This window comes from Paraniabella ginsengisoli, from assembly GCF_022513635.1.
Taxonomy (GTDB): domain Bacteria; phylum Bacteroidota; class Bacteroidia; order Chitinophagales; family Chitinophagaceae; genus Niabella; species Niabella ginsengisoli.
Genome location: NZ_JAKWBL010000001.1, coordinates 470,413 through 496,874, shown reverse-complemented (window position 1 = coordinate 496,874; position 26,462 = coordinate 470,413). Strand labels below are relative to the sequence as shown.

The 26,462-nt window shown below is 38.2% G+C and carries 26 protein-coding genes and 3 pseudogenes; 16 read left to right on the top strand and 13 right to left on the bottom strand.

Annotation, left to right across the window (positions count from 1 at the left end; translation table 11 throughout):
- Positions 1 to 129: 129 nt before the first annotated feature.
- Both MKP09_RS02785 and MKP09_RS02780 read right to left on the bottom strand, forming a co-directional pair.
- On the bottom strand, positions 130 to 1,392 hold the full coding sequence (locus MKP09_RS02785; RefSeq protein ID WP_240829140.1) for an outer membrane beta-barrel family protein: 1,263 nt from the start codon (positions 1,390 to 1,392) through the stop codon (positions 130 to 132).
- Complete coding sequence (locus MKP09_RS02780) at positions 1,278 to 2,399, bottom strand: TonB-dependent receptor (RefSeq protein WP_240826328.1); 1,122 nt, start codon at positions 2,397 to 2,399, stop codon at positions 1,278 to 1,280. Before MKP09_RS02780 ends, MKP09_RS02785 begins: the two co-directional genes overlap by 115 nt.
- Before the next feature lie 304 nt (positions 2,400 to 2,703).
- Between MKP09_RS02780 and gcvH the strand changes: the two genes are divergently transcribed.
- Positions 2,704 to 3,081 carry a glycine cleavage system protein GcvH gene (gene gcvH / locus MKP09_RS02775; protein WP_240826327.1) on the top strand — a complete coding sequence of 126 codons (378 nt, stop codon included), beginning with the start codon at positions 2,704 to 2,706 and terminating at the stop codon, positions 3,079 to 3,081.
- A 27-nt stretch (positions 3,082 to 3,108) separates the two neighbouring features.
- Positions 3,109 to 3,492, top strand: a complete 384-nt coding sequence (locus MKP09_RS02770; protein WP_240826326.1) for a VanZ family protein — start codon at positions 3,109 to 3,111, stop codon at positions 3,490 to 3,492.
- 224 nt (positions 3,493 to 3,716) lie between these two features.
- Here the strand turns inward: MKP09_RS02770 and MKP09_RS02765 are convergent, their stop codons facing one another.
- The 6 genes from MKP09_RS02765 to MKP09_RS02745 form a co-directional block, all read right to left on the bottom strand.
- The gene (locus tag MKP09_RS02765) at positions 3,717 to 4,298 is read right to left on the bottom strand and encodes a hypothetical protein (RefSeq protein WP_240826325.1); all 582 of its coding nucleotides are present in this window, start codon (positions 4,296 to 4,298) and stop codon (positions 3,717 to 3,719) included.
- Positions 4,299 to 4,396: 98 nt separating this feature from the next.
- Positions 4,397 to 4,612, bottom strand: a complete 216-nt coding sequence (locus MKP09_RS02760) for a hypothetical protein (RefSeq protein WP_240826324.1) — start codon at positions 4,610 to 4,612, stop codon at positions 4,397 to 4,399.
- 16 nt (positions 4,613 to 4,628) lie between these two features.
- Entirely contained in the window at positions 4,629 to 5,756 is a 1,128-nt protein-coding gene (locus MKP09_RS02755) for an ATP-binding protein (protein ID WP_240826323.1), read from the bottom strand.
- A gap of 142 nt (positions 5,757 to 5,898) precedes the next feature.
- Positions 5,899 to 6,705, bottom strand: a complete 807-nt coding sequence (locus MKP09_RS28560) for a large ribosomal subunit assembly factor BipA (protein WP_317235173.1) — start codon at positions 6,703 to 6,705, stop codon at positions 5,899 to 5,901.
- On the bottom strand, positions 6,666 to 7,724 hold the full coding sequence (locus MKP09_RS28555) for a GTP-binding protein (RefSeq protein WP_317235172.1): 1,059 nt from the start codon (positions 7,722 to 7,724) through the stop codon (positions 6,666 to 6,668). Before MKP09_RS28555 ends, MKP09_RS28560 begins: the two co-directional genes overlap by 40 nt.
- Positions 7,725 to 8,118: 394 nt before the next feature.
- Positions 8,119 to 8,808 carry a Bax inhibitor-1/YccA family protein gene (locus MKP09_RS02745; protein ID WP_240826322.1) on the bottom strand — a complete coding sequence of 230 codons (690 nt, stop codon included), beginning with the start codon at positions 8,806 to 8,808 and terminating at the stop codon, positions 8,119 to 8,121.
- Positions 8,809 to 8,975: 167 nt separating this feature from the next.
- On the opposite strand from MKP09_RS02745, the gene MKP09_RS02740 reads away from it, so the two are divergent.
- Complete coding sequence (locus MKP09_RS02740; protein ID WP_240826321.1) at positions 8,976 to 9,878, top strand: lytic transglycosylase domain-containing protein; 903 nt, start codon at positions 8,976 to 8,978, stop codon at positions 9,876 to 9,878.
- A 6-nt stretch (positions 9,879 to 9,884) separates the two neighbouring features.
- On the opposite strand, the gene MKP09_RS02735 is transcribed toward MKP09_RS02740, so the two are convergent.
- Both MKP09_RS02735 and MKP09_RS25255 read right to left on the bottom strand, forming a co-directional pair.
- Positions 9,885 to 10,658, bottom strand: a complete 774-nt coding sequence (locus tag MKP09_RS02735) for an MFS transporter (RefSeq protein WP_262915084.1) — start codon at positions 10,656 to 10,658, stop codon at positions 9,885 to 9,887.
- A 41-nt stretch (positions 10,659 to 10,699) separates the two neighbouring features.
- Positions 10,700 to 11,119: an MFS transporter gene (locus MKP09_RS25255; RefSeq protein WP_262915083.1), complete on the bottom strand. Its 420-nt coding sequence runs from the start codon at positions 11,117 to 11,119 to the stop codon at positions 10,700 to 10,702.
- A gap of 381 nt (positions 11,120 to 11,500) precedes the next feature.
- Between MKP09_RS25255 and MKP09_RS02730 the strand changes: the two are divergent.
- From MKP09_RS02730 to MKP09_RS02710, 5 genes and pseudogenes are all read left to right on the top strand, one after another.
- Positions 11,501 to 13,177: pseudogene (locus MKP09_RS02730) on the top strand (GMC oxidoreductase).
- Positions 13,178 to 13,503: 326 nt separating this feature from the next.
- Positions 13,504 to 14,159 (top strand): annotated as a pseudogene (locus tag MKP09_RS27820) (gluconate 2-dehydrogenase subunit 3 family protein).
- A gap of 147 nt (positions 14,160 to 14,306) precedes the next feature.
- A complete protein-coding gene (locus MKP09_RS02720; protein ID WP_240826320.1) occupies positions 14,307 to 15,356 on the top strand; it encodes a 3-oxoacyl-ACP synthase III family protein in 1,050 nt (349 codons plus the stop codon).
- 121 nt (positions 15,357 to 15,477) lie between these two features.
- Complete coding sequence (locus tag MKP09_RS02715) at positions 15,478 to 15,729, top strand: AbrB/MazE/SpoVT family DNA-binding domain-containing protein (protein ID WP_240826319.1); 252 nt, start codon at positions 15,478 to 15,480, stop codon at positions 15,727 to 15,729.
- A gap of 14 nt (positions 15,730 to 15,743) precedes the next feature.
- Positions 15,744 to 16,046 (top strand): type II toxin-antitoxin system PemK/MazF family toxin, encoded by a 303-nt coding sequence (locus MKP09_RS02710; protein WP_240826318.1) that lies wholly within the window; start codon positions 15,744 to 15,746, stop codon positions 16,044 to 16,046.
- 5 nt (positions 16,047 to 16,051) lie between these two features.
- Here MKP09_RS02710 and flxB read toward each other — a convergent pair whose 3' ends face one another.
- From flxB to MKP09_RS02695, 3 genes are all read right to left on the bottom strand, one after another.
- Positions 16,052 to 16,780 (bottom strand): flexirubin biosynthesis SDR family reductase FlxB, encoded by a 729-nt coding sequence (gene flxB / locus MKP09_RS02705; protein ID WP_240826317.1) that lies wholly within the window; start codon positions 16,778 to 16,780, stop codon positions 16,052 to 16,054.
- 72 nt (positions 16,781 to 16,852) lie between these two features.
- Positions 16,853 to 18,400, bottom strand: a complete 1,548-nt coding sequence (gene flxA / locus MKP09_RS02700) for a flexirubin biosynthesis tyrosine ammonia-lyase FlxA (RefSeq protein ID WP_240826316.1) — start codon at positions 18,398 to 18,400, stop codon at positions 16,853 to 16,855.
- Between the two features lie 150 nt (positions 18,401 to 18,550).
- Positions 18,551 to 19,219: a helix-turn-helix domain-containing protein gene (locus tag MKP09_RS02695; protein WP_240826315.1), complete on the bottom strand. Its 669-nt coding sequence runs from the start codon at positions 19,217 to 19,219 to the stop codon at positions 18,551 to 18,553.
- 106 nt (positions 19,220 to 19,325) lie between these two features.
- On the opposite strand from MKP09_RS02695, the pseudogene MKP09_RS02690 reads away from it, so the two are divergent.
- The 8 genes and pseudogenes from MKP09_RS02690 (at position 19,326) to MKP09_RS02655 (ending at position 26,456) form a co-directional block, all read left to right on the top strand.
- Positions 19,326 to 19,711 (top strand): annotated as a pseudogene (locus tag MKP09_RS02690) (hypothetical protein).
- A gap of 32 nt (positions 19,712 to 19,743) precedes the next feature.
- Positions 19,744 to 20,484, top strand: coding sequence for a PspA/IM30 family protein (locus MKP09_RS02685; RefSeq protein ID WP_240826313.1), 741 nt, complete (start codon positions 19,744 to 19,746; stop codon positions 20,482 to 20,484).
- 10 nt (positions 20,485 to 20,494) lie between these two features.
- Positions 20,495 to 21,136, top strand: a complete 642-nt coding sequence (locus MKP09_RS02680; RefSeq protein WP_240826312.1) for an OB-fold-containig protein — start codon at positions 20,495 to 20,497, stop codon at positions 21,134 to 21,136.
- A 17-nt stretch (positions 21,137 to 21,153) separates the two neighbouring features.
- A complete protein-coding gene (locus MKP09_RS02675) occupies positions 21,154 to 22,914 on the top strand; it encodes a flotillin family protein (protein WP_240826311.1) in 1,761 nt (586 codons plus the stop codon).
- Between the two features lie 35 nt (positions 22,915 to 22,949).
- The gene (locus tag MKP09_RS02670; protein ID WP_240826310.1) at positions 22,950 to 23,210 is read left to right on the top strand and encodes a hypothetical protein; all 261 of its coding nucleotides are present in this window, start codon (positions 22,950 to 22,952) and stop codon (positions 23,208 to 23,210) included.
- A 280-nt stretch (positions 23,211 to 23,490) separates the two neighbouring features.
- Complete coding sequence (locus MKP09_RS02665; protein ID WP_240826309.1) at positions 23,491 to 24,123, top strand: class A beta-lactamase-related serine hydrolase; 633 nt, start codon at positions 23,491 to 23,493, stop codon at positions 24,121 to 24,123.
- Positions 24,084 to 24,884, top strand: a complete 801-nt coding sequence (locus MKP09_RS02660; RefSeq protein WP_317235233.1) for a serine hydrolase domain-containing protein — start codon at positions 24,084 to 24,086, stop codon at positions 24,882 to 24,884. The genes MKP09_RS02665 and MKP09_RS02660 overlap by 40 nt, the downstream gene beginning before the upstream one ends.
- Before the next feature lie 102 nt (positions 24,885 to 24,986).
- The gene (locus tag MKP09_RS02655) at positions 24,987 to 26,456 is read left to right on the top strand and encodes a DNA repair ATPase (protein WP_240826308.1); all 1,470 of its coding nucleotides are present in this window, start codon (positions 24,987 to 24,989) and stop codon (positions 26,454 to 26,456) included.
- Positions 26,457 to 26,462 lie beyond the last annotated feature (6 nt).

Genomic DNA, 26,462 nt, shown 5'->3' with positions numbered 1-26,462 from the left:
GGCTTTGCTCGTCGTCGGCGCTGCCGGTGCGGCGACGGGCGGGTTTTATATCGTTACTGCCAAATTTATAGACGAGGGAAACATTAAACTGAGGATTATCCATTCGGCGGTTATTATCAACCGTAATATCTACATCAGCATATCGCGAATATCCGCTGAAGTTGCTTGTACGCAGAATATCTCTGGCTCCAATCTTAAGAGTTCCTTTTTCTTAAAAACTTGTTTTGCCAACGCAACATTTAAAGCCCCCATTGGATTGCCAATTATTAGTCCATCTGAAGGACTTGAACTAAACCAGCCACTTATTTCACCTGTCCATATTTTAGCAAACGAAAAACTATTGGTCACATTTGCATCAAGCACATTAATTTCAACTTCTATCGGTGTATTTATTTTACCATCATTGTATAACCCTTTGTATTGATTATTAAATACGCCGGTATAAAGGCTCAGGTTCCACCATTTTACCAATTGTTTGTTTATCGATACTGACGCTCCCCATTGTCTTCTTTTTGCAAAGTTTTCTGTGGTTTGAAAAGTAGTTTTCTTTTCGGTGTTCTGCTTTAATAGCTGTGTTATAATATCATCAGTTCGCGTATGGCTTATAGTTAATGTCAGGAAACTCCTGTATGTATGACTTAGTTCAAACCTATTGGAAAATTCGGGTTGCAGGTAGGGATTTCCCTGTCCGTAAGTAAGCGAATCTATAAAATAAACAAACGGATTCAGATCATCATAATCGGGTCTGCGCACCCGACGGCTGTAGGCAAAACTCAGTTTATTTTTATCGTTGATGCTATAAACGGCACCAACATTCGGAAACAGGTTAGTGTATTTCCGCGTAAAGCTACTATCTATTTCTACCTGCTCACCTTTGGCGTTTGTATTCTCTACCCGAAGACCGGCACTTAATTCCCATTTTTTGAGGCTAGCTGTAAATATGCCATATAAAGCATTAATGTTTTCTTTAAAAATAAAATGGTTACTTCTTTCTATATCATCAAACCATCCGGTACTTGTATCGCGCATATACCGAACATTGTTATCAGTATTTACATAGCTGCTCTTAATACCTGCTTCTAATTTTAGTGCTTTGGAAAATGGGTGTATATAGTCTACTTTACCACTATATATATTTACAATTGATGGTTGTGTGCCACGTAAAGAGATGGTGTTGCCCACTTGTGTATTATCAACATCTAAAGCTCTTGTAATAAGTAAATTTTTTCCCTGGTCGTCATAATATCCATAATCTAAATCGGTAGTCATTTCTTTTCCTAACGAATCGAATGTATGCTTGTAATTTCCATTAATATTGATATTTTTCGAACGCCCCGAATTGTTTCCTTGTGATGCCAGAATGGAACGGAGCGCTTTATCCGTGCCGTACAAGTTTGATATACTTTGATTATTTCCTCCCATTCGCTAATACCGCCTCTTATAACTATGCCAGCCACATCATTATCGGTAAAATAATAATCCATACCAACCCTGGTATTATGCCACTCATTATCGTTCTTCCGATTGGTTATTTGAGCAGAAGAGTCCGAGTACGCTCCATCCTTATAAAAATTTCGGTTTATGGCCATTGTTCCTAAGCTTTCCCACACACCGCCATTGTAACTTCCAAAAATATTCAGTTTATTATTGCGATAGTTAAGATTGGCCCCGCCATTATATTTAGGATATAGGCCCTGTATATAATTTAAGTCCAAATTACCATTAAACCCTTTGATAGTGCCTTTCTTAGTTTTAATATTGATGACACCCGATCCACCTTCTGCGTCGTACTTAGCTGGTGGCGATGTCATTATTTCTATCTGATTAAGGCCGCTTGCCTGTATACTTTTTAAGTAGGCGGCTAGTTGAGTACCGCTCAAATAAGTAGGTTTATCATCAATCAATATCATTACACCGCCTTTTCCCTGAAGGCTTACATTTCCATCTGCATCAACCGATACGCCAGGCGATTTCTCCAGTATTTCCAACACATTCAGTCCGGCATTAGTAGGCTGACCATCTACATTTACTACCGTCTTTCCCGCCTTCATTTCGATGGGCGGGCGTTTTGCAGTTACAACAACACCAGTCATCTGTACGGTACTTTTGTCAATAATTAAATGTTGTGTAATGCTACTTATACTATCATATTCAAATACTGCGGAATATGTTTTGGCATAGCCAATGCTTGTAGCCATCAATATATATTTACCTGCGGCGATATGCTCGAATAGGAAATTACCTTCTTTATCGGCGGCATTAATTTTCTTAAGAGATGAATCTTTTGCATTTAAAAGGGATACAGATGCGTTAGGCATTGGCACCTGGCTGTTGTCTGTTATTTTACCATTTACAGTTTGGGCTGTTGCTACTTTGGCAATTGTGAAAAGGGCTATCAATAAAAAAAGAACGCATAAAAGTGGTTTAATAAAGCAAATCTATCTTTGGATCATGCTCATAAAAAGCATTTTACGGTAAATGGTGTAAAACGACCGATAAAAGTGATGAAATGCCACATAAGCGGTTTGGCATAAATGACCTGTCCTTAACTAGTCGATAAAATCAGGTAAATGTTACAGTTGTACCGAAAATAAATATCAAATTCAATACAGTTTTTAAATGCGCAGAAAAAATGAGTTTTGTTTCAGAAAAATTGGATGCTTTTGCCCATATTTGTATTTCAAATAAAATATTTATATAACTATGAGTTATCCTGATACACTTCGTTATACCAAAGATCATGAATGGATCAAACTAGAAGGTAATATTGCTACAATAGGTATTACAGATTTCGCTCAGCGCGAATTAGGTGATATTGTATTTGTAGAAGTGGAGACAATAGGAAAAGCACTTAAAGCTAATGAAGTCTTCGGAACCGTAGAAGCGGTGAAAACTGTATCTGATTTATACCTTCCGGTGGATGGCACTATAAATGAACTTAACCCGGCACTTTCTAATGCGCCGGAACTGGTGAATACAGATCCCTATGGCGAAGGATGGATGATCAAAATGACTGTTGATAATCCGGCTGATGTTGATGCATTGTTAGATGCTGCAGGATACGAAGCCGTAACAGGATAAGTGCGTCAAATTAATAAAATTCAAATTTTGAAAAAATTATCGAATAGTTACTGGCCGGCCATTTTTTGGTCGGCCATTATTGTTATACTTCTGGTTATACCGGGTTCGGATCTGCCGGAAGAAGCCTCTTTTCTTAATATCCCATATTTTGACAAATGGATCCATTTTGGACTTTTTGCACTATTTGTCGTTTTATGGTGTGCAATAGTACGTTACAAGAGTTCGACTAATACAATCAAAAGAAATTTCATTCTGGTTACACTAACTGGTATTCTGTTCGGATATATAATGGAATTGGTTCAGAAATATTTAGTAGCCAATCGTGATTATGATATGTGGGATGTAGTTGCAGACAGTGCTGGCGCTATAGTCGGCCTTATTTTTAGCCTTATAGTATATGCAAAAAAATAGACCCCTGTGGAAACAGGGGTCGCAACCAAAACTAACTGCTTATGAGAAAATTGACTATCTTAATTCTTATACATTATTAAACGTACAAGAGAATTATTTATTTTATCGTAGTTGTTAAAGTAATTTAAAAGCATTTTAAAACTCAACTTTTGATACTTTATATTTTGTAAGAACTACATTTAAATAAATAACAGAAATTATGCCAAAACTGCAAAATCGGTTTTCTATTTAAAAAAATTTTGGATTAAATCCGATAATCCACTTTCCTGTTGTTGCTTTTGTTGCGCTTGTGACGAAACAGTTTTGTTAGCTTCGTCAAGATCAACCTTCCCTTCTCCGGTAAACTGACTTATTAGTCCCTGAAAGTCAAAACCATTTGATTTATTCTTCCCACCTGTAAACGCGCCTATCAAATCGTTTAAATTAAAAGCATCATTTTCCGGTGCGTTGCTTCGTGTATTATTTCTCAACTTATCCAGCACACCTGGAATAATATCTCCTGCCACGTTATTAGCCACAGCTGGACTCAGGTTCAATTTTTTAATAAGATTGCCGGCAAGTTGACTGATAAGTGTTGCTACCATCGGATTAGTTAAAAGTCCTGCTTTACCTTCATTGCTGTTATCTCCAAACATGCCAATTATATTTTGAAGTCCTCCACTACTTAACATGTTTTGAAAGCCGCCAGTAATAGTACTCGCCGCCTCTTTCATTACTTCAGCATTTTTTTCATTTGGAATGTCGGCGTTTTGAACGACGGATTGCTGACCCTGTTGTTTTACAAGATCCAAAATTTGTTCAAGCATGATGATTGTATTTTTGGTGATTTTAAATAAGTCCGAACATGCGTACACCTGGTCTGTATGCAATTGAAAGTAGAATTTTCGCAACCAGTTTATTATACTTACTTATTAGCGTTTTTCTCACTTTTCCACCAGCGAAAGCCTATAATACCAATTACAAGTAATGGTATAAAAGCCAGGTATATAATGCCTCCGTTCAAACCATGTGCCGGACCATCGCCTAATTGCTGAGCTGTTTTAGTACAGATGGAACATTGCGCCGACGCTGAAATAGCGGAAATGAAGGAAATAATAATCGTTGCAATTCTTTTTTGCATGCCGCAAAATTACAAATTATACAATGAAGCTTTGGTAGTTATTTTGATGTACAATGTTAAAACTCGCGTAGGGATATGCTTTTTCGAAGGCTACCGGTGTTTTCACCTGCTGCTCTTTCCACTTCATTTCGAATGCGTTTAGCAGATTGGCATTTTCTTCTATCAAATCTATTTCCTGTTGGTCGTAAGTGCGCCAAAAGTAGCTGTATACTGTATTGTGGTTATACTCATGGTACTTTATTCTTTCACTCAATATATAATTTTCCCAAAGCATTCCCACATCCTGCCGCAACGCCATAAAACTAAAATTGCCAATCAGCGCATTCCGAACTCCGTTATCGGAAAAATACCAACGACTGCTTTTGACAATCTCTTTTCTGAGATTTTTGCTATATCCACTACGTTTATAAATTACGAATACCTTGCTCAATAAATCAAGATATCGTTCTACTGTGTTTTTACTCAAGCCCAAGCTGCGGCCTAACTCTTCGTTCGAAACTTCTTTGCCAATTTGATGCGCCAGCAATATCAATAAGTCTTTTATCTTCTGCGGATTGCGGATATTTTCAAAAGCAAGAATATCTTTTAAAAGATATGTATTGACAAGTTCCTGCAAGTATTGCTGCTTTTCTTTTAATGATTCAATATTCAGCACTTCAGGATAACTACCAAAAATTAATCGTTCTTCTAGTTTTTGCTTAGTTTTCAAAGGGTTTTCTACCGCGGCCAATTCCATCTGCGCTATCGGATATAATTTATTGGTGATGCTGCGGCCAACAAGCGGCTCACCTGCGTTTTGCTGTAAATCAAAACTGCTGGAGCCTGTAATAATAATGTGTAACGGTTTAATTTCATCAATCATTAACTTCACTTTTCTGCCAATATCTGTAATATATTGAGCTTCGTCGATAATAAGCAATTTTTTACCTTCCAACAATCTCTTGTAATTAGCAACCGTTCTGGTTGATAATAATTGTTCAATATCTGCATCTTCGCCATTCAGCCAAAGGCAGTCTTTTCCAAAATGTTCTTTTATCTTCAATAATAATTCGGTTTTACCCACACGTCTGGCACCAACAAGCAGACTTACTTTTTGCTTCTTGCAATCATCAATTATTTTTTGAAAGATGGCTCTTTGTAGCATAAGTGGCTAAATTAAACTGACGCAATTTACATTAATTCCGTCAATAAACTGACGTAATTTACATTAATTCAGTCAACAAGCTGACGCAATTTACATTTCTTGAATACAAAAAAATCCCGATATTGCTATCAGGATTTTACAATTATTTACAAATCAGGAAATTACGCTTCAGTAGCCATTTTTTTGCCTGACGATTTCTTTCTGTTTCATCCAATATAACTTTACGCATACGGATAAAATTAGGAGTTACTTCAATACACTCATCTTGCTGAATATATTCCATACACTCTTCCAGCGTCAATAATGTCTTTGGAGCAATGCGCGTAGCATCATCGCTTCCGCTAGCGCGGTGGTTGGTTAATTTCTTTTCCTCGATAGCATTAACTATTAAATCTCCAGGCTTGATGTTTTCGGCAAGAATTTGTCCTGCATAAACTTCTTCTCCCGGATCAACAAAGAAAGTACCACGATCCTGTAATTTATCAATAGAATATCCTGTTGTTTTGCCTTGACTTTTTGAAATCAATACGCCATTGTTTCTTCCGGGGATTACGCCTTTCCAAGGCTGGTAATCGTTAAAACGGTGCGCCATTACTGCTTCTCCGGTAGTTGCGGTAAGCATTTGGGTACGTAAACCAATCAATCCGCGTGAAGGAATATCAAACTCCAAATGTTGCATTTCACCTTTGGTTTCCATAATCAGCATTTCGCCTTTACGACGGGTAACCAAATCAATTACTTTGCTGGCAAACTCTTCCGGAACGTCTACTACTAAAGTTTCATAAGGTTCGTATTTTTTGCCATCAATTGTTTTTACTAAAACCTGCGGCTGGCCTACAGTTAATTCATACCCTTCGCGACGCATAGTTTCGATCAGCACTCCTAAATGCAGGATACCACGGCCATATACTAAGAAACTTTCTCCGCCTTCGCTTTCTTCAACACGCAAAGCCAGGTTTTTTCGGTTTCTTTCATTAAGCGATCGCGCAAATGGCGACTGGTAACAAATTTCCCGTCTTTTCCATAAAATGGGGAATTGTTGATACCAAAAAGCATGTTCATGGTTGGTTCATCCACGCTTATCACGGGTAATGCTTCGGGATTTTCAACATCGGCAATGGTATCTCCAATATTAAAATCTTCGATACCTACAACAGCGCAAAGATCGCCAGCATGAACTTCAGCTACTTTCTTCTTACCCATGCCTTCAAACACATACAATTCTTTTACACGAATTTTTTTAACAGCGCCATCGGCCTGAACCAAGGCAACCTGCTGGCTTTCTTTAATAGACCCGCGAGCCACTTTACCAATAGCAATACGCCCAAGGAAAGAAGAATAATCTAAAGAAGTAATCTGCATTTGCAGCGTTCCGTGGTGAATATGTGGCGGTGGTACATATTTGATGATACCGTCCAGCAAAGGATTAATATTGTCGATTTCGGTTAAAGAATCGTTGAACCAGCCATTTTTTCCTGAACCATAATATGTTGGGAAATCCAATTGTTCTTCTGTTGCATCTAGATGGAAAAACAGGTCAAACACCGCATCATGTACTTCATCCGGACGGCAATTGGGTTTATCTACTTTATTGATAACAACAATTGGCTTTAAACCTAAAGCCAAAGCCTTTTGCAATACGAATCGTGTTTGCGGCATAGGACCTTCAAAAGCATCCACCAAAAGAATAACACCATCGGCCATTTTCAATACGCGTTCTACCTCACCACCAAAATCGGCGTGACCTGGAGTATCAATTACATTGATCTTCATGTCTTTATAAGTAACCGCTGCGTTTTTACTAAAAATAGTAATACCGCGCTCACGCTCTAAATCGTTACTATCCATGATCAGATCACCTGTATCCTGGTTGTCGCGAAACACTTTAGTGGCGTGTAAAATTTTGTCAACCAGGGTTGTTTTACCGTGGTCAACGTGTGCTATGATGGCGATGTTGCGTAAATTCATGTTGAATGAAGTTGATAAGTTTACAAGTTGATAGGTTTACAAGGGTTTTATTTTGAAGGCTTTAAACATAATTTTTAGCATTAAAACCCCGAAACCTGTTAACCAGAACTCTTTAAAAAGAGCGCAAAGGTACGGCTTTTATTCAGCTTATCCTATATTGGAGAAATTATGATTATATTATTTCAGTATATTGGTGAGTGAAGACACTCAATAACGCTGGACGAAACCAAAGCGGCGCGTTTGTTTTTTGTATTGTTCGTCGTTTAAATAGGTTGATTTATATTCTATAGCAGAAGAGCGCGACGCAACGAAGATGCCATATATTCTTCAGCCGGGACAATAAAAATCCCCGGTAAAATTAATTACAGAGGATAATAATATATGACAGTATATTTTATCTGCGGCTCATTAAAATTCTTAAAATATACCAAAACAACAACATTACCGAAGCAAACAACTGCAATGCCGCGCCTACATATTGGCCGGTGTGGTATTTATCTTTTATCTGACTTGTTTGATATAAAATACTTGCTGATGCCAACGCCACCATGGCTACTGAAAACCATAAACCGAGATTGAAACCGAATATGGCACCGGCTACAATTAATCCTAATGCCACAAAACCACCCACTACAATAGCTGTTCTTAAAAAGGAAAAGTCTTTTTTAGTTAGAAACACTACTGCTGTAAGTCCGCCAAACATAAACAAAGTAATGATTGCAGCTTGCTGAACAACAGCTGCGCCATCGCTCATTACCAAAGCAATATAAAGAACGGGCAGGAAAATAATGGCTTCAATAAGCACATAAATACCAAGCCCAACATACTGCATATTTTTGCTTAAAGAGAAAGCAAACTTATTGGCTACTATACTTCCCAGCCAAAATAAACCGATAATGAACAGCCAGATGAATTTGCCACCCATCATTTGCTGTATAAGTTCTACAGGAACGGCTCTTAGCAAAAACCCTTCTACAACCATAAAAGATAAAATGGCAATGGCTACGTGGATATAGGTTTTTTTATAGAACACGGCACGCTCCACATCGTTAGCTTCGGAAACAACAATTACATTTTCGTTCATAAATTGCACTTTAGGAGGTGAAATTATGTAATATTTAGAATACATACAACAGTAACAGGTTAAGATTTTAAAATAACATTGCAGTAACACAATTTTTGTAATTGTATCTTTAGAATGTTCTTCAATAAAATAAAAAAGCAGTGCAGCTGCAGCTAAAAAATATACACATGAAAAAGATAACTTTTGGGGGCCTTTTATTTTTCGCAGGTATAGGAGTTTGCTTTACAGCTATGAGCCTGTTCGGATTTAAAGAACAACCAGCTGTAGAAAAAATAGCAGTTCCTGGTTTGTATAAAGCGCCGGCGCTACCCGACTCCATGAGTTTTGCCGGTGAAACAGTTCCGTTAGAACGACGGGAAATAAATGAGCAATTGGACCGGGAGCTAACATACAATTATTTTCAGCCGCAAAATGTAGTATATATCATCAAACTCGCTGAACGCTTTTTCCCACAAATTGAAGCTGTTTTACAGGCCAATAATGTGCCTGATGATTTTAAATATTTATGCGTTGCGGAAAGCAATCTTCAAAATCTTATATCTAAAGTGGGAGCAACAGGTTTCTGGCAATTTATGGCAGGCACTGCCCCAGGCTATAACCTGGAAGTTTCGGGTTCAGTTGACGAACGCTATCATGTAATAAAATCAACAGAAGCGGCTTGCAAATATTTAAAACAGGCTTATAACCGCTTTGGTAGCTGGACAGCGGCAGCCGCATCTTATAATTGTGGAATGGGTGGTTACAATCAACGCGTAACGCAACAAGGTAGTAAGAATTATTACGACCTGGTTTTGCCGGAAGAAACCAATAGATACATTTTTAGAATTCTCACTTTTAAACATTTGCTTGCCAATGCAGAATCGCTGGGCTATGATGTAGCAGATAGTTATCGTTATACATCTCTCAAAACAAAAAACATAACTGTTACACAGACCATACCTAACCTGGTATCATTTGCAAAAAGTAATGGCACCAGTTTCAAAGTGCTTAAAACATTAAACCCCTGGTTGAGAAGTAATACATTACAGGTAAGAGCGGGAAAAACGTATGACCTTTTATTACCTGAATGATAGCGATCAATTACTGTTTACTTTCTTTAATAAAAAATGTAGAATAACGAAAATTGCAACGGCCATTACAATATAGCCGTATCCCATCTGTTGCTGATTTTGTGGTTGTAATAAACCTACCACGCTATAACTTGTAAAAGAAGTAACAATATATACCCCACCTCCGGTAAGGCCGCTGGCCAAACCTGCCATCGCTGGGAAATGCCCCAGACAGTAGGCAAAATAATTGTTGAACATGAAGCCTACGCAAATATGGATGAGAAAAGCAAATAATAATAAGGTGTAAATATTATACATAAAAGCGGCCATTCCAATCATTGCGATTGTAAATATCAGTTGCAATGCATTGCTCCATCTTAATTTTAATAAGAACGGCTTACCGATCATTGCCTTTCCAATAAAACCGCCTGCCATCCATGCCAAACCCATTAAAAGCGAAGCATAGCCTGCAACTACAGCTGAAAAACCAAGTTGGTGTTCTATAATGAATGCACCTGCCAGGCTAAATATCATTGTTGAACCATACGCCAGGCCGCAGATTATAATTCCCCAGGCAAAGCCTTTATCACGCAGCATCGATCTGTAATCTTTTAATACCTGCTTCGATTTAAACTGGCGCCATGATTGCACGGTTTCTCCGGAAAATATCCATTCCAGAATAAGCATAACGAAAGCATAAATAGCTAATAAATAGAAATTGGCCTGCCAGCTAAAAAATTTTTCCAGATAACCGCCTATAAATGGTGCAATAACCGGTGCAGAAGACCAAACTATTGACATGATGCTCAAATAATGTTTGCGCTTTTCGCCTTCATAAACATCTACAAAAAAGCGCGCTTCGATACCACAATAAAGCCTGTTGTGATACCTTGAACTATACGCATGGCGTAAATCATTTCTATTTGCCTTGTAGAAACAATAACAAAGTTGCTGGCTATAAAAACTGCTAAAGAAAATAAGGTGAGGCGGAAACGTCCAAAACTATCGATAAGGCTTCCTGTAATAAATTGCGATGCCCCATAACTTATTAAAAATAAAGTAAGGGTGAGTTGTATGTTGTGCTCCGGCTGATGCAGATCCTGAGCCATGTGTGGCATTGACGGAATGTAAATATCCGTGATCAGCCCGGAAAGCGGGATCAACAAGAACGCCAGCCAGGTAGCGATTTTTTTATTTTCTTCGGGTAATTGTTTTACGTTTTTAAACGAGCGGATCTTCGGTTCAGATAAAGTTAAAGCCATAATCAAATTGCGTATGCCAAATTACAACAGCCAACTATAAGAATTGTTGAGTACTTTTTTGCGATTGATCGCTCTCACAGATCGCACAGAAACACACCCAAAGTGAGGCTTCTGTGTTTGTCCGTGTTTTCTGTGAGAAACGATTCTTATGTTAAAAAAATGGATGGTTTGATCATAAAAGAATGACACAAATAAATCTCTGACGCATATTTGTGCATTCGTGGCAGAGATTTTATTAGTTTATAATTTGTCGCGATTAAAAAATTGAAACCGATTACAATTTGATAAAATACATTACATTTGACATCAATAAATTTTTCCCTCACAAAAAAGGGTGCTTTTTATTTACTATTTGCTTAAGTATTTTTAAACGATTGATACATGTCAGAACAAACCTATGATGCCATTGTAATCGGCTCTGGTATCAGCGGCGGATGGGCCGCAAAAGAACTCTGCGAAAAAGGATTAAAAACATTAATGCTGGAACGCGGCAAAAATGTAGAACACATCAAAGACTATACGAGTGCCGCAAAAGGGCCGTGGGAATTTGAACACCACGGAAGCCTTAGTTTAGTACAAAAAGAATTACAAGTTAACCGCATCAGAGGATTTGGCCCTAATGAAAAAATTTAGATTGGTGGGCCAACGATGTAGAAGCGCCGTATGCCGAAGTAAAGCAGTTCAACTGGTTTCGCGGCTACGTTGTAGGCGGACGCTCTTTGTTATGGGGAAGGCAAACTTACCGATGGAGCGATCTTGACTTTGAAGCCAATGCAAAAGATGGAAGTGGTATTGACTGGCCACTTCGATACAAAGAAATTGCATCGTGGTACGATTATGTTGAAAAGTTTATAGGTGTTAGCGGTAGTATCGAAAACCTTCCCCAGCTTCCCGATGGCCAGTTTCAACCTCCTATGGAAATGAATATTGTAGAGAAAGATGTGGCGGCTCGTATTAAAAAAGAATATAACGACACACGCCGTATGATTATAGGGAGATGTGCGCATATTACAGAATCTTTACCGGGGCGAACCAAATGTCAGTATCGGGCTAAGTGCGAATTAGGTTGTCCTTACGGTGGTTATTTTAGTACGCAATCCTCTACACTACCTGCAGCCGTAAAAACCGGTAATTTAACGCTGCGCCCATGAGTATTGTTACAAAAATTTTATACGACAAAAATAAAAAACGAGCTACAGGCGTAGAAGTGTTAGATGCAGAGACCAATAAAACATATCAATACAAAGCCAAAATTGTTTTTCTTAACGCTTCTACCTTAAACAGTACATGGGTACTGCTTAACTCGGCTACAGATATTTGGCCCGATGGCCTGGGCAGCAGCAGCGGCGCTTTGGGACATTATTTAATGGATCATCATTTAGGATCGGGTGCTGGTGGGCGTTCGGAAGGATATGATGATATGTACACTTATGGTCGGCGGCCAACCGGCATTTATGTTCCTCGTTTTAGAAACCTGGGCAACGAAAAAGAGATTACCTACGCGGATATGGCTATCAGGGAGGAGCAGGCAGAGGAAGAGGCACAGCCGCTGCTGAAGAAATAGCAGTTGGCGTACAGCTGAAAGAATCCCTTACCGAAGCCGGAACCTGGAACTGGTGGTTGGGCGGCTTTGGCGAAGTATTGCCCTATTATGAAAACATAGTTGGTCTTGACAAAAACAAAAAAGACAAATGGGGCTTGAATATTTTGTCGATAGATGCCGAGTTAAAAGACAATGAACTAAAGATGCGCAAAGAAATTATAGAAGACGGAAAAGAAATGCTGGAAAAAGCCGGTGTAAAAGAGGTGTACGGCTTCGACCGCGATGGCGTTATGGGACAAGGCATACATGAAATGGGTACAGCACGCATGGGACACGATCCTAAAACCTCGGTATTAAATAAACACAATCAGGTATGGGATGCGCCAAATGTATTTGTAACAGACGGCTCATTTATGACTTCGGCCGGATGCGTAAATCCATCTTTAACTTACATGGCTTTCACCGCACGTGCGGTTGATCACGCAGTAAACGAATTAAAAAAAGGTAATTTATAAATTTAGTTGAGAGATGACAGTTGACAGTATTTTTATGAACCCAGCTGAGTGCTACTATCATCGATTTTGCCACGCTCGGTTCATCGTCCCGATTATAATTAAACTCCATTTCCGCTCCCCTTCTCCTTCAGAAGAAGGTGTCCGCCAACCGGCGGACGGATGAGGCACAGAATCGTGGCAGTTTATCCTGAGCTTGTCGAAGGGTCGCACTCTTCAACTACAGTACATAAGTCAACAAAAACTAAGCGTAGCAATATTTTTTCAGTTTTGATATTATTAAGTCTGCCATCCGTCAACTATCATATGTCATCTCAAAATAAAAAATCATGAACAGAAGAGAAGCCTTAACCAGAGTTTCGGTTTTATTAGGAGGAACGATCATTGGTGCAGAAGTATTTTTATCGGGTTGTAAAAATGCAGCGGCCGATAAAAGCTTATTTGCAGCAAAAGATGTTGCCTTGCTGGATGAAGTTGCAGAAACCATTATTCCACCCACGCCCGACTCTGGCGGCGGAAAAGTTGCGCTGGTGGGCGAGTTTATGAACACAATGGTTACCGATTGTTATAATAAAGAAGAGCAGAAAGTGTTTTTAGATGGCATTAAACAACTCAACGCATCTTGTAACGAAAAATATAAAAAGATTTTGTTGATTTATCAAACACCGAAAAAGCTGATTTCTTAACGGCTTTGCATAATGAAGCAAACACGTATGTAGCAACTGCTTCTTATAAAAAAGAAAAAGAGGCATTTGACAAACAACAGGAAGAATGGGTTAGAGCAGAAGCTGCTAAAAAGAATTTTGGTGCCGCTTATCTGAAAAAGAAATATCCGCCGCATTATTTCACAATGATGCGCCAGCTTACACTTTGGGGCTATTTCTCATCCAAGGAAGGAATGACTAAAGCATTGCGATATGTTGAAACACCTGGCCGCTACGACGGTGCTTATCCATATAAAAAAGGAGATAAGGCCTGGGCATAGTAAATGTAAAAAAGTTGTTGAAAAAGTAACAAGTTGATGATTGCAAAAGCATCATTAATGTCTCCTTACATCTAATTGAAATAATTTCATTTCGAGCTGCTCAAATTGCCGGTATTTATTATCTTGCTAAGATTAACACTTGTTAGCATGAATTTTACGATTATTGCCGGAATAGGAAAATATGTTCCAGAAAATATAGTAACCAATGAAGACCTTACGAAAGTAATGGACACCAGTGATGCATGGATACAAGAACGTACGGGAATCCGCGAGCGACGCTATGCAACGCGCTTTGAAGAAACTACAGCAACTATTGGTGCAAATGCCGCGAAAGTGGCAATGGCGCGTGCAAATGTTACAGCTTCTGACATTGACTTTGTGATTTTTGCTACACTAAGTCCCGATTATTATTTTCCCGGTTGCGGAGTATTGATACAACGCATGCTTGGACTGAAAGAAGTTGGTGCGCTCGATGTTCGCAATCAATGCAGTGGCTTTGTATATGCATTAAGTATCGGTGATCAATTTATCAAAACAGGTATGTATAAGAATGTACTGGTAATTGGAGCCGAAGTGCATTCTTATGCCCTTGATTTTAGTACGCGGGGGCGCAACGTATCGGTAATTTTTGGCGATGGTGCCGGCGCAGTTGTTTTACAGCCATCGCCTACAAAGGATCGTGGTATATTAAGCACGCATCTACACAGCGACGGAGCAGATGCCGAAATATTAAGTATGCCGAATCCTGGATTTCACGCTGGGGTCCATAACCCAAAATGGAAGCCACCGCAACCCGATGCACCATACGGAAACATGTTTATTACTCAGGAACTGTTGGATAAAGAAGACCTGTTCCCGTATATGGACGGACAGGCAGTATTTAAAAGAGCTGTTATTAAAATGCCTGAAGTAATTTATGAAGCACTGAATCAAAATGGCTACAAACCTGAAGATCTGAAATTGCTGGTACCACATCAGGCAAACCTTCGCATAGCCCAATTTGTACAACAAAAATTAAATCTAAGAGACAACCAGGTATTTAATAATATTCAAAAGTATGGAAACACTACTGCGGCATCAGTTCCATTAGCATTATGTGAAGCCTGGGAAGCTGGAAAAGTTAAGGAAGGCGACCTTGTTTGTCTTTCCGCTTTTGGTAGCGGTTTTACATGGGCAAGCGCATTGATGAAATGGTAGGAATATAGCGAGTGGGAAATAATTTTGCAACGAGTTTATCAGCCCTTATGACTTTCAATTTTTATACCTTACAAAAATAATTAGACTTCCTCATGTTATAATTATGTAATAACTTTGTGCTATGATTGTCAAATTAAGAAAAATAGGAAACTCCAACGGCATACTTCTTTCAAAGAACTTGCTGGAGCAGTGCTCGATAACAGAAGAAGTAAACATAGAAGTAGTAAACAGTACTATTATTCTTAAACCTGTCGAAAAACTGCCAAGAGAGGGATGGGAACAACAACTTATTAATGCAGGTGCATCAAAAGAGAATGAATTATTATTAGGCGACTTTGATAATGACTTTGAAAAAAATGAATGGACGTGGTGATTAAAAGGTTTCAAGTGTATTTTATTGAACTCGACCCAACAAGGGGTAGTGAAATAAACAAGACACGGCCATGTGTTATTATATCGCCAGATGACATGAACAGGGTTTTAAATACCGTGATTGTAGCACCTCTTACATCTACTATTAAAAATTATCCAATGCGGGTAAATTGTATAGTAGCTAAAAGAAAAGGACAAGTAGCGTTAGACCAAATCAGGACAATAGATAAAAACAGGTTAAAAACTAAAATAGCCTTACTTAGGCACAGCACGCAAAACGAAATAGTTGAAATTCTACTGGAGATGTTTAAACAATAGGAAGACTAAGTGTACAAACCCCCATTTACAGAAAGCACCTGGCCTGTGATATAAGCCGCCTCTTTTGTTACAAAAAAACCAACGGCATGCGCCACTTCTTCAGGAGTACCAAAACGGTTTGCAGGAATTAGTTGTTTCATTTGTCCCTCATCTATTTCGGCAGTCATATCTGTTTTGATAAAGCCTGGCGCAACCGCATTAACAGTAACGTTTCTCTTACCGGCTTCCTGCGCCAATGCTTTTGTTGCTGCAATAACACCGCCTTTAGCTGCAGAATAATTGGTTTGTCCGGCAAGGCCTTTTAACCCACTTAATGATACAACATTTACGATTCGGCCATAACGCTGGCGTAACATGCTGTTTACAATAATACGCGTTACGTTAAAAAATCCACCAAGGCTTGTGTCAAGCACATTGTCCCATTGTTCATCTTTCATCCACATCAACAGCACATCATCTTTTATGCCGGCGTTGTTAACTAATACTTCAATTGTTTTGTCTGCATTAGCTTCCATCCATCCATTTAGCACAGATTGCACTTCTTCCCTATTCACCACATCAAACTGTAATAATTCACCATCACTTCCGGCGGCTTTTACTTCGGCTAAAGTTTCTTCGGCTTTTTGTTGATTGCCCTTGTAGTTTATTAAAACATAATAGCCCATGGAAGCCAATTTGATACAAATTGCTTTGCCTATTCCGCGTGAGCCGCCTGTTACTAAAGCACAGTTCATAATTTTATAAATTTCAAGTTGCTGGTTTCAGGTTTCAGGTCACGAACCTGCAACTAGTAACCGGTAACCGGTTTATCCGAACACTGTATCTGGCGCATTAGCTTCGAGCCAGGTTCTCACTTTTGCCAAACTTTTATACAACGGCCCATCTTCTACAAATTTTGGGAAGATAATTCGCAATGCATCGTAAACGGCTCTTGTTTTGGGCGACATTTTTTCCTGGCATTCCAGATAATCAACCGCCTGCAACAAAGTCATAGCCTGTATGGCAACCACCTCATAAGTATTGTCGATTACCTTTTTGGTTAATTGCGCCGCATTGAAACCCATGCTCACAATATCCTGATTGTCGTTGTTGTTGGGAATGCTGTGCACATACATCGGAAAGGAAAGCGTTTGGTTTTCGGCAGTTGTAGAAGTGGCCGTAAACTGAATACCTTGCATCCCAAAATTTAATCCCAACACGCCCAAATTTACAAAGGGTGGAAACTTTTGATTGAGCCTGCTGTTTAAAAAATAATTTAACTGGCGCTCGCTCAACATACTTAATTTGGTAATGGCGATTTTTATCTTGTCCATTTCGAATGAAACATAATCGCCATGAAAATTACCGCCATGAAATATATTTTGATTGGCGACATCCACAACCGGGTTGTCATTTACCGAATTCAGTTCATTGACAACTGTTTCTTCAGCCTGAATCAATGTATCGTAAACAGGGCCAAGCACCTGCGTTACACAACGAAGCGAATAATATTCCTGCACCTTATCTTCAAACACATCGTGCTGAATATTTTCAGGATTATATAAATGTTCAGATCGACTGCGAATCATTTTACTGTCCTGCAAAATATTTCGGAACGATTCTGCAATGTGATTTTGCCCTTTATGATGCTTTACACTATTGAGTTCGTGAGAAAAATGGTCATCGTACACTTCCATTAATTCGTTAGTGATAGCAGAAAGCATAACAGACCAATCGAGTAGTTTATGCGCACGAATAATGTTGAGTAGCCCTACGCCAGTCATTGCTGACGTACCATTTATTAGTGACAGCCCTTCGCGAATATGTACCTGCAAAGGCTTCAATCCTGCAAGCTCAAAACCTTGAGCAGCAGGCATTAATTGCCCCTGATACCATACTTCTCCTTCGCCAATAACGCCAAGCGCCAGATGCGCCAACTGTACGAGATCGCCACTTGCACCCACTCCACCATGCTCATAAATACAAGGAACCAGATCGGCATTGATCATGTCAGTAAGCAGTTCAACTAATTCTAAATGTACACCTGAATAACCTTGCAAATGATTATTTAATCGGGCAATCATCACAGCCCTTCCCAACAAGGGATTTAAGACTGCGCCGCCACCACTGCTGTGACTGCGGATTAGGTTATATTGAAGCTGAAGGATATTTTCATCGCTGATTTTGTATTGAGCCATTGGCCCAAAACCGGTGTTAATTCCATAAATAAGTTTATGGTTAGAGAACTGTTTTAAAAAATCAAAGGAGTCCTGTACCTTTTCAACAGCAGCATGATTAATGGCAATCGGCTTTTTATAAAGTAGAATTTCCTCGAACTCTTTCAAAGACAGTTTTGTACCGCCTACCTGTATCATTGTATGTAAAATTGTTTAAACAAGGTAGCAAAAGAACAAAATATATAGGTGGTAGCCAAAAATAACTACTAACGAGCTTTTCAAGAAGCAAACTCCATATTATACAATCCAAAATATGAGCTTTAGAGAGAATAAATTATCGAAAAACTTTTATTGCAAATGCTTTTCAAGCGCAGACAAACGCAGTTTAATCTCGGCGAGTTCAACATTCATGCTTCCGGATATATCCTCCAAAGACTGATAAAAGCCCAAGATAGTTTGAACTTTATGAATATTCTTTTCAGAAATTTTTTGATCCTTCATAACTACGACACCCTTTTCAATTTTCTTTAAAGTTGCTATAAATACCCCTTCTTCACAATCAACAATCTGTGGTATATTGGATCGGATCTGATCTGGTCTTGCTAATACAATTTGATTATTATTCAAAGAAGTGTCAATAATAATAGCATTCGAAATGCTAATCCAAATTGCATCGGGAGGGAACATTGGATTTGCTGATTCTATTTTTTGTGTGCCGATCGCCAATTCAGGGCCTTTAAAATTGACTAACTCATTTATAGTTAATTTTTTATTTATTAGATCGTCTATGCTTACACCGAATATCTGCGCAGACCTTACTAAAGTTTCAATTTTAGGCTCTGCCCTACCCTCTTCATAAGAGCTAACCGCAGCCCTGGTTAATCCCAGAACATCGCCTACGTCTTGCTGCGTATAGTTTTTAAGATTTCTTATCTTTTTAATATTAACACCAAAATTCGACATAACTCCGTAATTTGTTACAAATATAAGCAACCAAAATGCAAATAAAAATGACAATTTTAAAAAATAATGCTAATATTATTTGCATTATTTAAAATTGCTTTGTATATTTGTTTTGAGTTTATAGAAACCATTTCAAAACCACATTAAATGAAACACTACAATGGAAAATTTTTTCAGTAAAGTGAAAAACTACGTTGCAGCGCTTGACTACGACATTTTATATGAAAACATGGCTGATGGCATTATCGTAATAGATAAGCAAGAAAACGGAATAAGAAATATGGTGCTGGGCGTTGCAAACCCAATACTAATTGTAGAACAATACCTGTTCGATTGTACAGACGATCTGGTTTACAAAGAACTGCTGATTAAAAACAGAGATATTGTGCATGGCGCTTTTGTTTTAGATGAAACCGGGAAAAAGTCATTTTTAGAAATACACTTCAGGTAGAATCGCTCGACAAGCGCGAACTGGAAACCACCATTAATTCATTATCACTATTACTGTCAGAATACTCTAACGAAATTTTGAGATTTAGTAAATAAATAATTTCTTTTTACACCTTAATTTAAACATCATGAATATCTTTAAAAGACTTTTTAGAATTGGCCAGGCCGAAACACATTCTGCCATTGACAAATTGGAAGACCCCATTAAAATGATTGAGCAGGGCTTGAGAGATTTACATACAGAATTAGACCAGGCTAACCGTGCATTAGCGGAAGTAAAGGCAATGCATATACGCCGCGGCAATGAACTTAAGCAATACAAAGAAGATGAAGGCGCCGTTCATAATAAATCTATATTGTTGCTGAAGAAAGCACAGGAAGGCGCTATGGAAAGCAATGAAGCCGACACATTGGTAAAAGAAAATCTGAGGAAAAAGGCAGCAATTAGTAAAAAGATTTCAATAACCGAACAAGAGGCAAATGCGCTTCAGACGCAGGTTACAGGGCTTGAAGGCAATGTTACCAAAATAAAATCAAGCATTGGCCAGTGGGAAAGCGAATTGAAAACTTTGCGCGCCAGAGTAAAAGTAAGCAATGCCACACAGAAAATTAATCAGCAACTAATGAAAATGGACTCGAACAGTGTGGCCCACATGTTGGAGCGCATGAAAGATAAAGTGCTGGACGAAGAAGCATTGGCAACGGCTTACGGAGAAATGAATAAGCAGGAAGAAAGCCATGAAGAGAAAGTGAATAAATTGATTGACGATTTTTCGGCAGAAGATGAACTGGCCAAACTTAAAAACCAGCTTGGGATTGAAAACAAATCCGAACCGAATGTCGAAAACGATAACACCAATCCATCTTAATTATTAATATATGCAGGATTTTTTTGAGCTGGCCTTTTCCAAAGTAAATTTTGTACCAACGCTGCTTGCCATTTTGTTTGCAATCTATTGGGTTATTACCATTTTCACAGGATTAGATATTGAAGTAGCTGATGCAGATGTTGACGTTGATGCAGATGCAGACACACATCATCCTGATTCGCAACATAGTGGAGACGGCGTATGGGACAGCATTTTGAAATTCTTTTATATCGGCGAACTGCCTATTCTTTTTATTCTATCGCTGGTAAGCATTTTCATGTGGCTCTTTCTGATTAATGTTACATCATGGCTTAGCTGGGAAGATAGCTGGATTGGCTTTGTATTGTATCTACCGGGCTTTATTATCGGGCTCTTAATTACCAAAGTTGTAGCCCTTCCTTTTTTGAAATTATACAGAATGTTTAATCACAAAGGCGAGGAGAGTATTGATTTCATTGGAAAAGTGGGCGCAGTGGTAGCAACTGTTAAAACTGATAAGATCGGTCAAATTGAAATCAAGCATCAAGGCGATGTAATAAGGGTTTATGCAAAATCTATGACCGAAGAAGAATACAAAGCCGGCGAGCAGGTAATCATCCTTGAAGCCTCGCCCGATCAAAAATTTTACTTAGTACAATCCTATAACTTATAAAAATCAAAACTTAAACTATGGCGAACTATTCGTTTTATATTACTGCAGGCTTTTTAGTGTTGGTTGTAATTGGGCTTATTTTCTGGCTTATTTCCATGTACAAAAAAGTAAGTCAGGGCAAAGTGCTTATCCGAACCGGGCAAGGAGGCGTGAAGGTTTTTTTCAATGCCGGCTTAGTAATTCCCATTCTGCATAAGCAGGAAATAATGGATATTTCTGTTAAGAAATTAGACATTGAACGGCTGGGCAGAGAAGGCCTAATTTGTAAAGACAATATGCGTGCAGATATTAAAGTGGCCTTTTTTGTGCGCGTTAATAAATCGGTTGATGATATTATTAATGTGGCTCAAACCATTGGCACCGACCGCTCATCATCGCACGAAACATTAACCGATCTTTTCGAATCTAAGTTTTCGGAAGCATTAAAAACCGTTGGTAAAAAATTTGATTTTATTGAATTGTATGAAGCCCGTCGCGAGTTTAGAGAAGAGATCATTAATATTATTGGTACCGACTTAAACGGTTATGTGCTGGATGATTGTGCTATCGATTATCTGGAACAAACCCGCGTAGAATTATTGGATAAAGAAAATATTTTGGATGCAGAAGGTATTAAAAAGATTACCGAGCTTACCGCCATTCAAAACATCAAGTCTAATCTTATAAGAAGAGATGAAGAACGCACCATTAAAAAACAGGATGTTGAAACCCGGGAAGCGATTCTTGAATTAGAACGCCAGTTGAAAGAAAAAGAAGAAACCCAGCGCAGGGAAGTAGAAAATATTAAATCGCGCGAGCAGGCAGAGATTGATTTGGTAAGAGAACAAGAACGCTTACGTTCTGAAAAAGTACGCATTCAAACCGAAGAACAATTACAAATTCAGGAAGAAAATAAATTACGCCAGGTTATTATTGCTGCTAAAAATAAAGAGCGTGCCGAAGCGGTGGAAACAGAACGTGTGTTGAAAGATAAATATCTTGAACTCACAGAACGCGAGCGTGTAGTGGCTTTGGCAGGAATTGAAAAAGATAAAGCACTTGAAATTGAAAAGAAAAATATTCAGGATGCCATTCGCGAACGTGTGGCGCTGGAAAAAACAGTAGTTGAAGAACAGGAAAAAATAAAAGATGTTCAGGTGTTGAAAGAAGCCAATCGCTTGAAAGAAGCAGCGATCATTAAAGCCAGTCAGGATGCAGAAGCAAAATTAATTGAAGAAGTGAAGAAGGCCGAATCGCAGGAAAAAGCCGCAACACACGAAGCTCAGAAAGTATTGATAGAAGCCAATGCCCGTAAAGAAGCGGCAGGTAAAGAAGCGGAAGCAAGAAAAACAATTGCTGACGCCAAGGCGAAAGAAGAAGCCACCATCGGTTTATCGGAAGCACAGGTAATGCATGCAAAAGCCGAAGCAATGGAAAGACAAGGTTTTGTTGATGCGGAAGTGATTGCAAAAACAGCGATTGCCGAAGCAACGGGCATTGAAGCCAAAGCAGAAGCAAGACGTAAGGAAGGTCTTGCCGAAGCAGAAGTAATCCGTGAAAAAATAGTGGGCGAAGCAAAAGGTATTGAAGAAAAATCTAAGGCAATTAAAATGCTGAATGACGCTGGTAAAGACCACGAAGAATTCCGTCTTACTTTACAAAAAGAAAAAGAAGTAGAACTGGCAAGCATTCATATTCAGAAAGATATTGCCGAAGCGCAGGCTGGCGTATTAAGCGAAGCTTTTAGAAATGCAAAAATTGATATTGTAGGTGGCGATAATACTTTTTTGATAATGTAGTTCGACAGATTTCAAACGGTAAAGGTTTAGATAAATTGATCGACAACTCGCATCATCTTTCTCAACTTTCAGAAAACCTTTTGGGCAATGGCGACGAATCGGAAGAAGATGTGATAAGCAAAATCCGCAACATGGCTGATAAATATGATATCCGCAGCGAAGACATCAAAAACCTTTCTATTGCTGCATTGATTGCTCGCATGCAATTGGCTGCAACAGGCGCTGACAAAGGATTTCTGAGCAATTTGCTCAACTTCGCCAAAGGCTTGGGAATTGAGGGAAAGAAGTTGAGTTAAGATCCCTAAAGGGAATATAGTTAACAGGTTGAAACGTTGACAGGTGGCGATGATTGTTGAGTGTTGCTTAATAATCGTTGAATACTTGTCAACATTTCAGCCAAATCATATCGTCATTGGCAGCATAGGTATTCGTCATCCCGAGCGAAGTGAAACGAAGTCGAGGGAGCTCTACGTTATATGAGAGATTCCTCCACTCGCGGCTATCAGTCCGCCAACTGGCGGATCGGAACGACGACGAAGCGTAATTATTGGTTAACAAAAACAATAAAATTCACGAATGAAAAAAATATTTTTCTTTTTGATTACCTTCTTTGCAGTAAATCTATTATTTGCTCAAACTGAAAATTATAAAATTGCTATAAACAAATTTCAGGAAGGTTATAACAAAGAAAATTATGATGAAATATTTAACAGTTTCTCAAAGGAAATGCAAGAAGCATTGCCACTTGTAAAAACAAGAGAATATTTTACAGACTTAAAAAATAAAGCGGGTAAGATAGAAAGCAAAATGTTCACTAAATACCGACAAGTCACTTTTGCTGCTTATAAAGCAAAATTTGAGAAGGATATCTATGAAGTAGCCATTTCACTTGACGCTCAAAACAAAATAAACGGATTTTATGTTAGACCGGAACAGCCGAATGAAAATGAGACAGAGGCAGTAAATACTTTAACTAATTATCCAAAGAAAATTTCTCAAATCATCTTTTCACAATCAAAAAATCTTCCAAATACAGCACAACTTTCTATAGCCATTATTGAAAATGGAGCAACCAATTATTATAGCATAATAAAAGAAAACGACTCGATAAAATCCATCAATAATCAAACTAAAGTTTTTGAAATTGGCTCGATAACCAAAGTGTTTACATCAACAATTTTGGCGTCTTTGGTAGAAGAGAAAAAATAAAACTGACAGATTATATCAATTCCTATTATCCTTTCACTTTCAAAAATAATGTCCAAATTAGTTTTGAGAGTTTAGCAAATCATAGTTCAGGATTACCTCGTCTTCCAGATAATTTGAAGCCGAAAAATCCAATGAATCCTTATAAAGATTATGGTAAAAAAGAGATTAAATTATATCTTACTAATTCTTTAAAAATTGAAAGCAAACCTCAAACAACATACGCTTATTCAAACTTAGGAGCGGGATTGTTAGGCTACACGCTTGGCTTATCACAAGAAATGAATTTTCAGGATTTATTACAAAAGAAAGTTTTCGATAAATACAAAATGAAAAATTCATTCACAAGTTCTCAAAATCTAAAAGATAATCTTATTAAAGGATTGAATAAAAATGGCGAAGTCGTATCCAATTGGGATTTTGATGTATTGTTCGGAGCAGGCGGCGTGTTATCAACAACAGAAGATTTGGCAACATTTGCAAAAGCACAATTTAACGCTAAAAACAGTGCACTTGCGTTAACAAGAAAGCCAACGTTTACAGTAAATGATAAAATGAAAATGGGATTGGGTTGGCATATTTTAAAATCTGATAATGACAAAGAAATCTTTCGTCATAATGGAGGAACGGGCGGCTATTCGTCTTCAATGGCAATAAGTGTTGATGAAAAAACAGCGGTCATTATTTTATCGAACGTATCAGGAATTAACGACAAAGTTGATGCGCTTTGTTTTGAGTTACTCAAACAAACAATTAAAGAATAACTCATCAAATATTTCTTAACATCTCAAGCATTACAAAACTCAATTAAACAATATTCAACCATATTTTACCTTTTCAACCTTTCAACTTCCCTACCATAAAACATGGCAGAAAATACTACCGACATACAAATGGATTCCGGCGCTTATGAAGTCATACTTCAACGGTTGCAAACACAGAAAAATAAGTTGCTGGAAAATGTAGAAAAATTAAACAGCGAACGAAAAGAAGTATTTGGCGCAACAGCGTTTGAGCTTTTGGCTAATCTGCGCATCAATACCGAAAATAATTGCATCGCAAAAGACATCGTTGCATTAGGCGACGCCTGTATTTTCGGCTACAATGTTCAGTTTGGTTTAAAGCAAGGCGTTGAAATTAGCGATGTATTCAGCATTTATCATTTTGATGGAAAAGATTTTTCGGCAAAAAATCTCAACCTTTTACAGGATGAAAATTTTATTACTGAATTTAAAAATCTGTACAAATATTTCAGGCATGCCTCTTTTTCCCGATTTCATGTAAAAGGGAATTTGCTGTATATGATATTTCAGCAAACTGAAAATGTTCAGGACATAAAAGCCTTTAAATGGCTGATTGAAAATGATACGCTACAATTTATAGATGCGCGTAGTGCCAATGAAATAAAGTATCCGCCACAACATGATTTTGAATGGACCAAGGCTACGCGGGATATGCAACGCAGCGGTAAAAACCCACACCTGTCGATATTAGACCGTGTTTTTGTTGAAACGATCAATGGTGATTTGACCATAAAAATTGAAGACAATACCGAATCGGGCAAAGGCATTTATCAAGAAGAAGTGGAGCAAACAGATCAAACGCTTGATGATAGTGAAGTTTATTTTTCCGACCTGGGCAATATTATTCTGTTACGCATCAAACCTTATATGGAAGCCGACAGGTATTTCATATATAATGACAAACTTAAAACAGTAATACGCATAGACACTTTGGCTGACGCGGGTTTGCTGCTGCCCGAAGAGCAAGGAATCTTATTGTCAAATGGTTATTATCTTCAAAATGGCGAGCATAAAATATTTGACAGAAAAATTGACAATGTCAAATTAACAACCCGTGTGGATGCGCCAAACGGAGAAGATTTCTTATATATTTTTTATGAAGAATATAGTAGCAGCTATGTATTGCTGTCTTACAACGTAATTGAACAAAAAATACAAACGCCCATACTTTGCAATGGTTATACCATTTTTGATAACGGCACGCTTGTATATTTTATTGCAGAAAAAGACCCCACACGTCATCATTTAATACAGGTTTGGCAAACCCCTTTCTCGAAAGAGATGCAGTTGAATGAAACATTGAGCCAGCATCATTTATATAAAATAGGCAATAAAGCGATTGTGCAGGCAATGGCAGAAGTAAGAGAATTGCTGGTGCTATTAAATCAGCATGATAATTACGAAGGGCTGTATGATGACATTCTTAAAAAAGCCAGGAAATTTATGACTCTTTTTTTGGATACAGGACCATACACATTACAGTTTTGCAGAAGCTTTAAAAGACATCAAACATATCGCCGGCAACGCTATTGATGAATT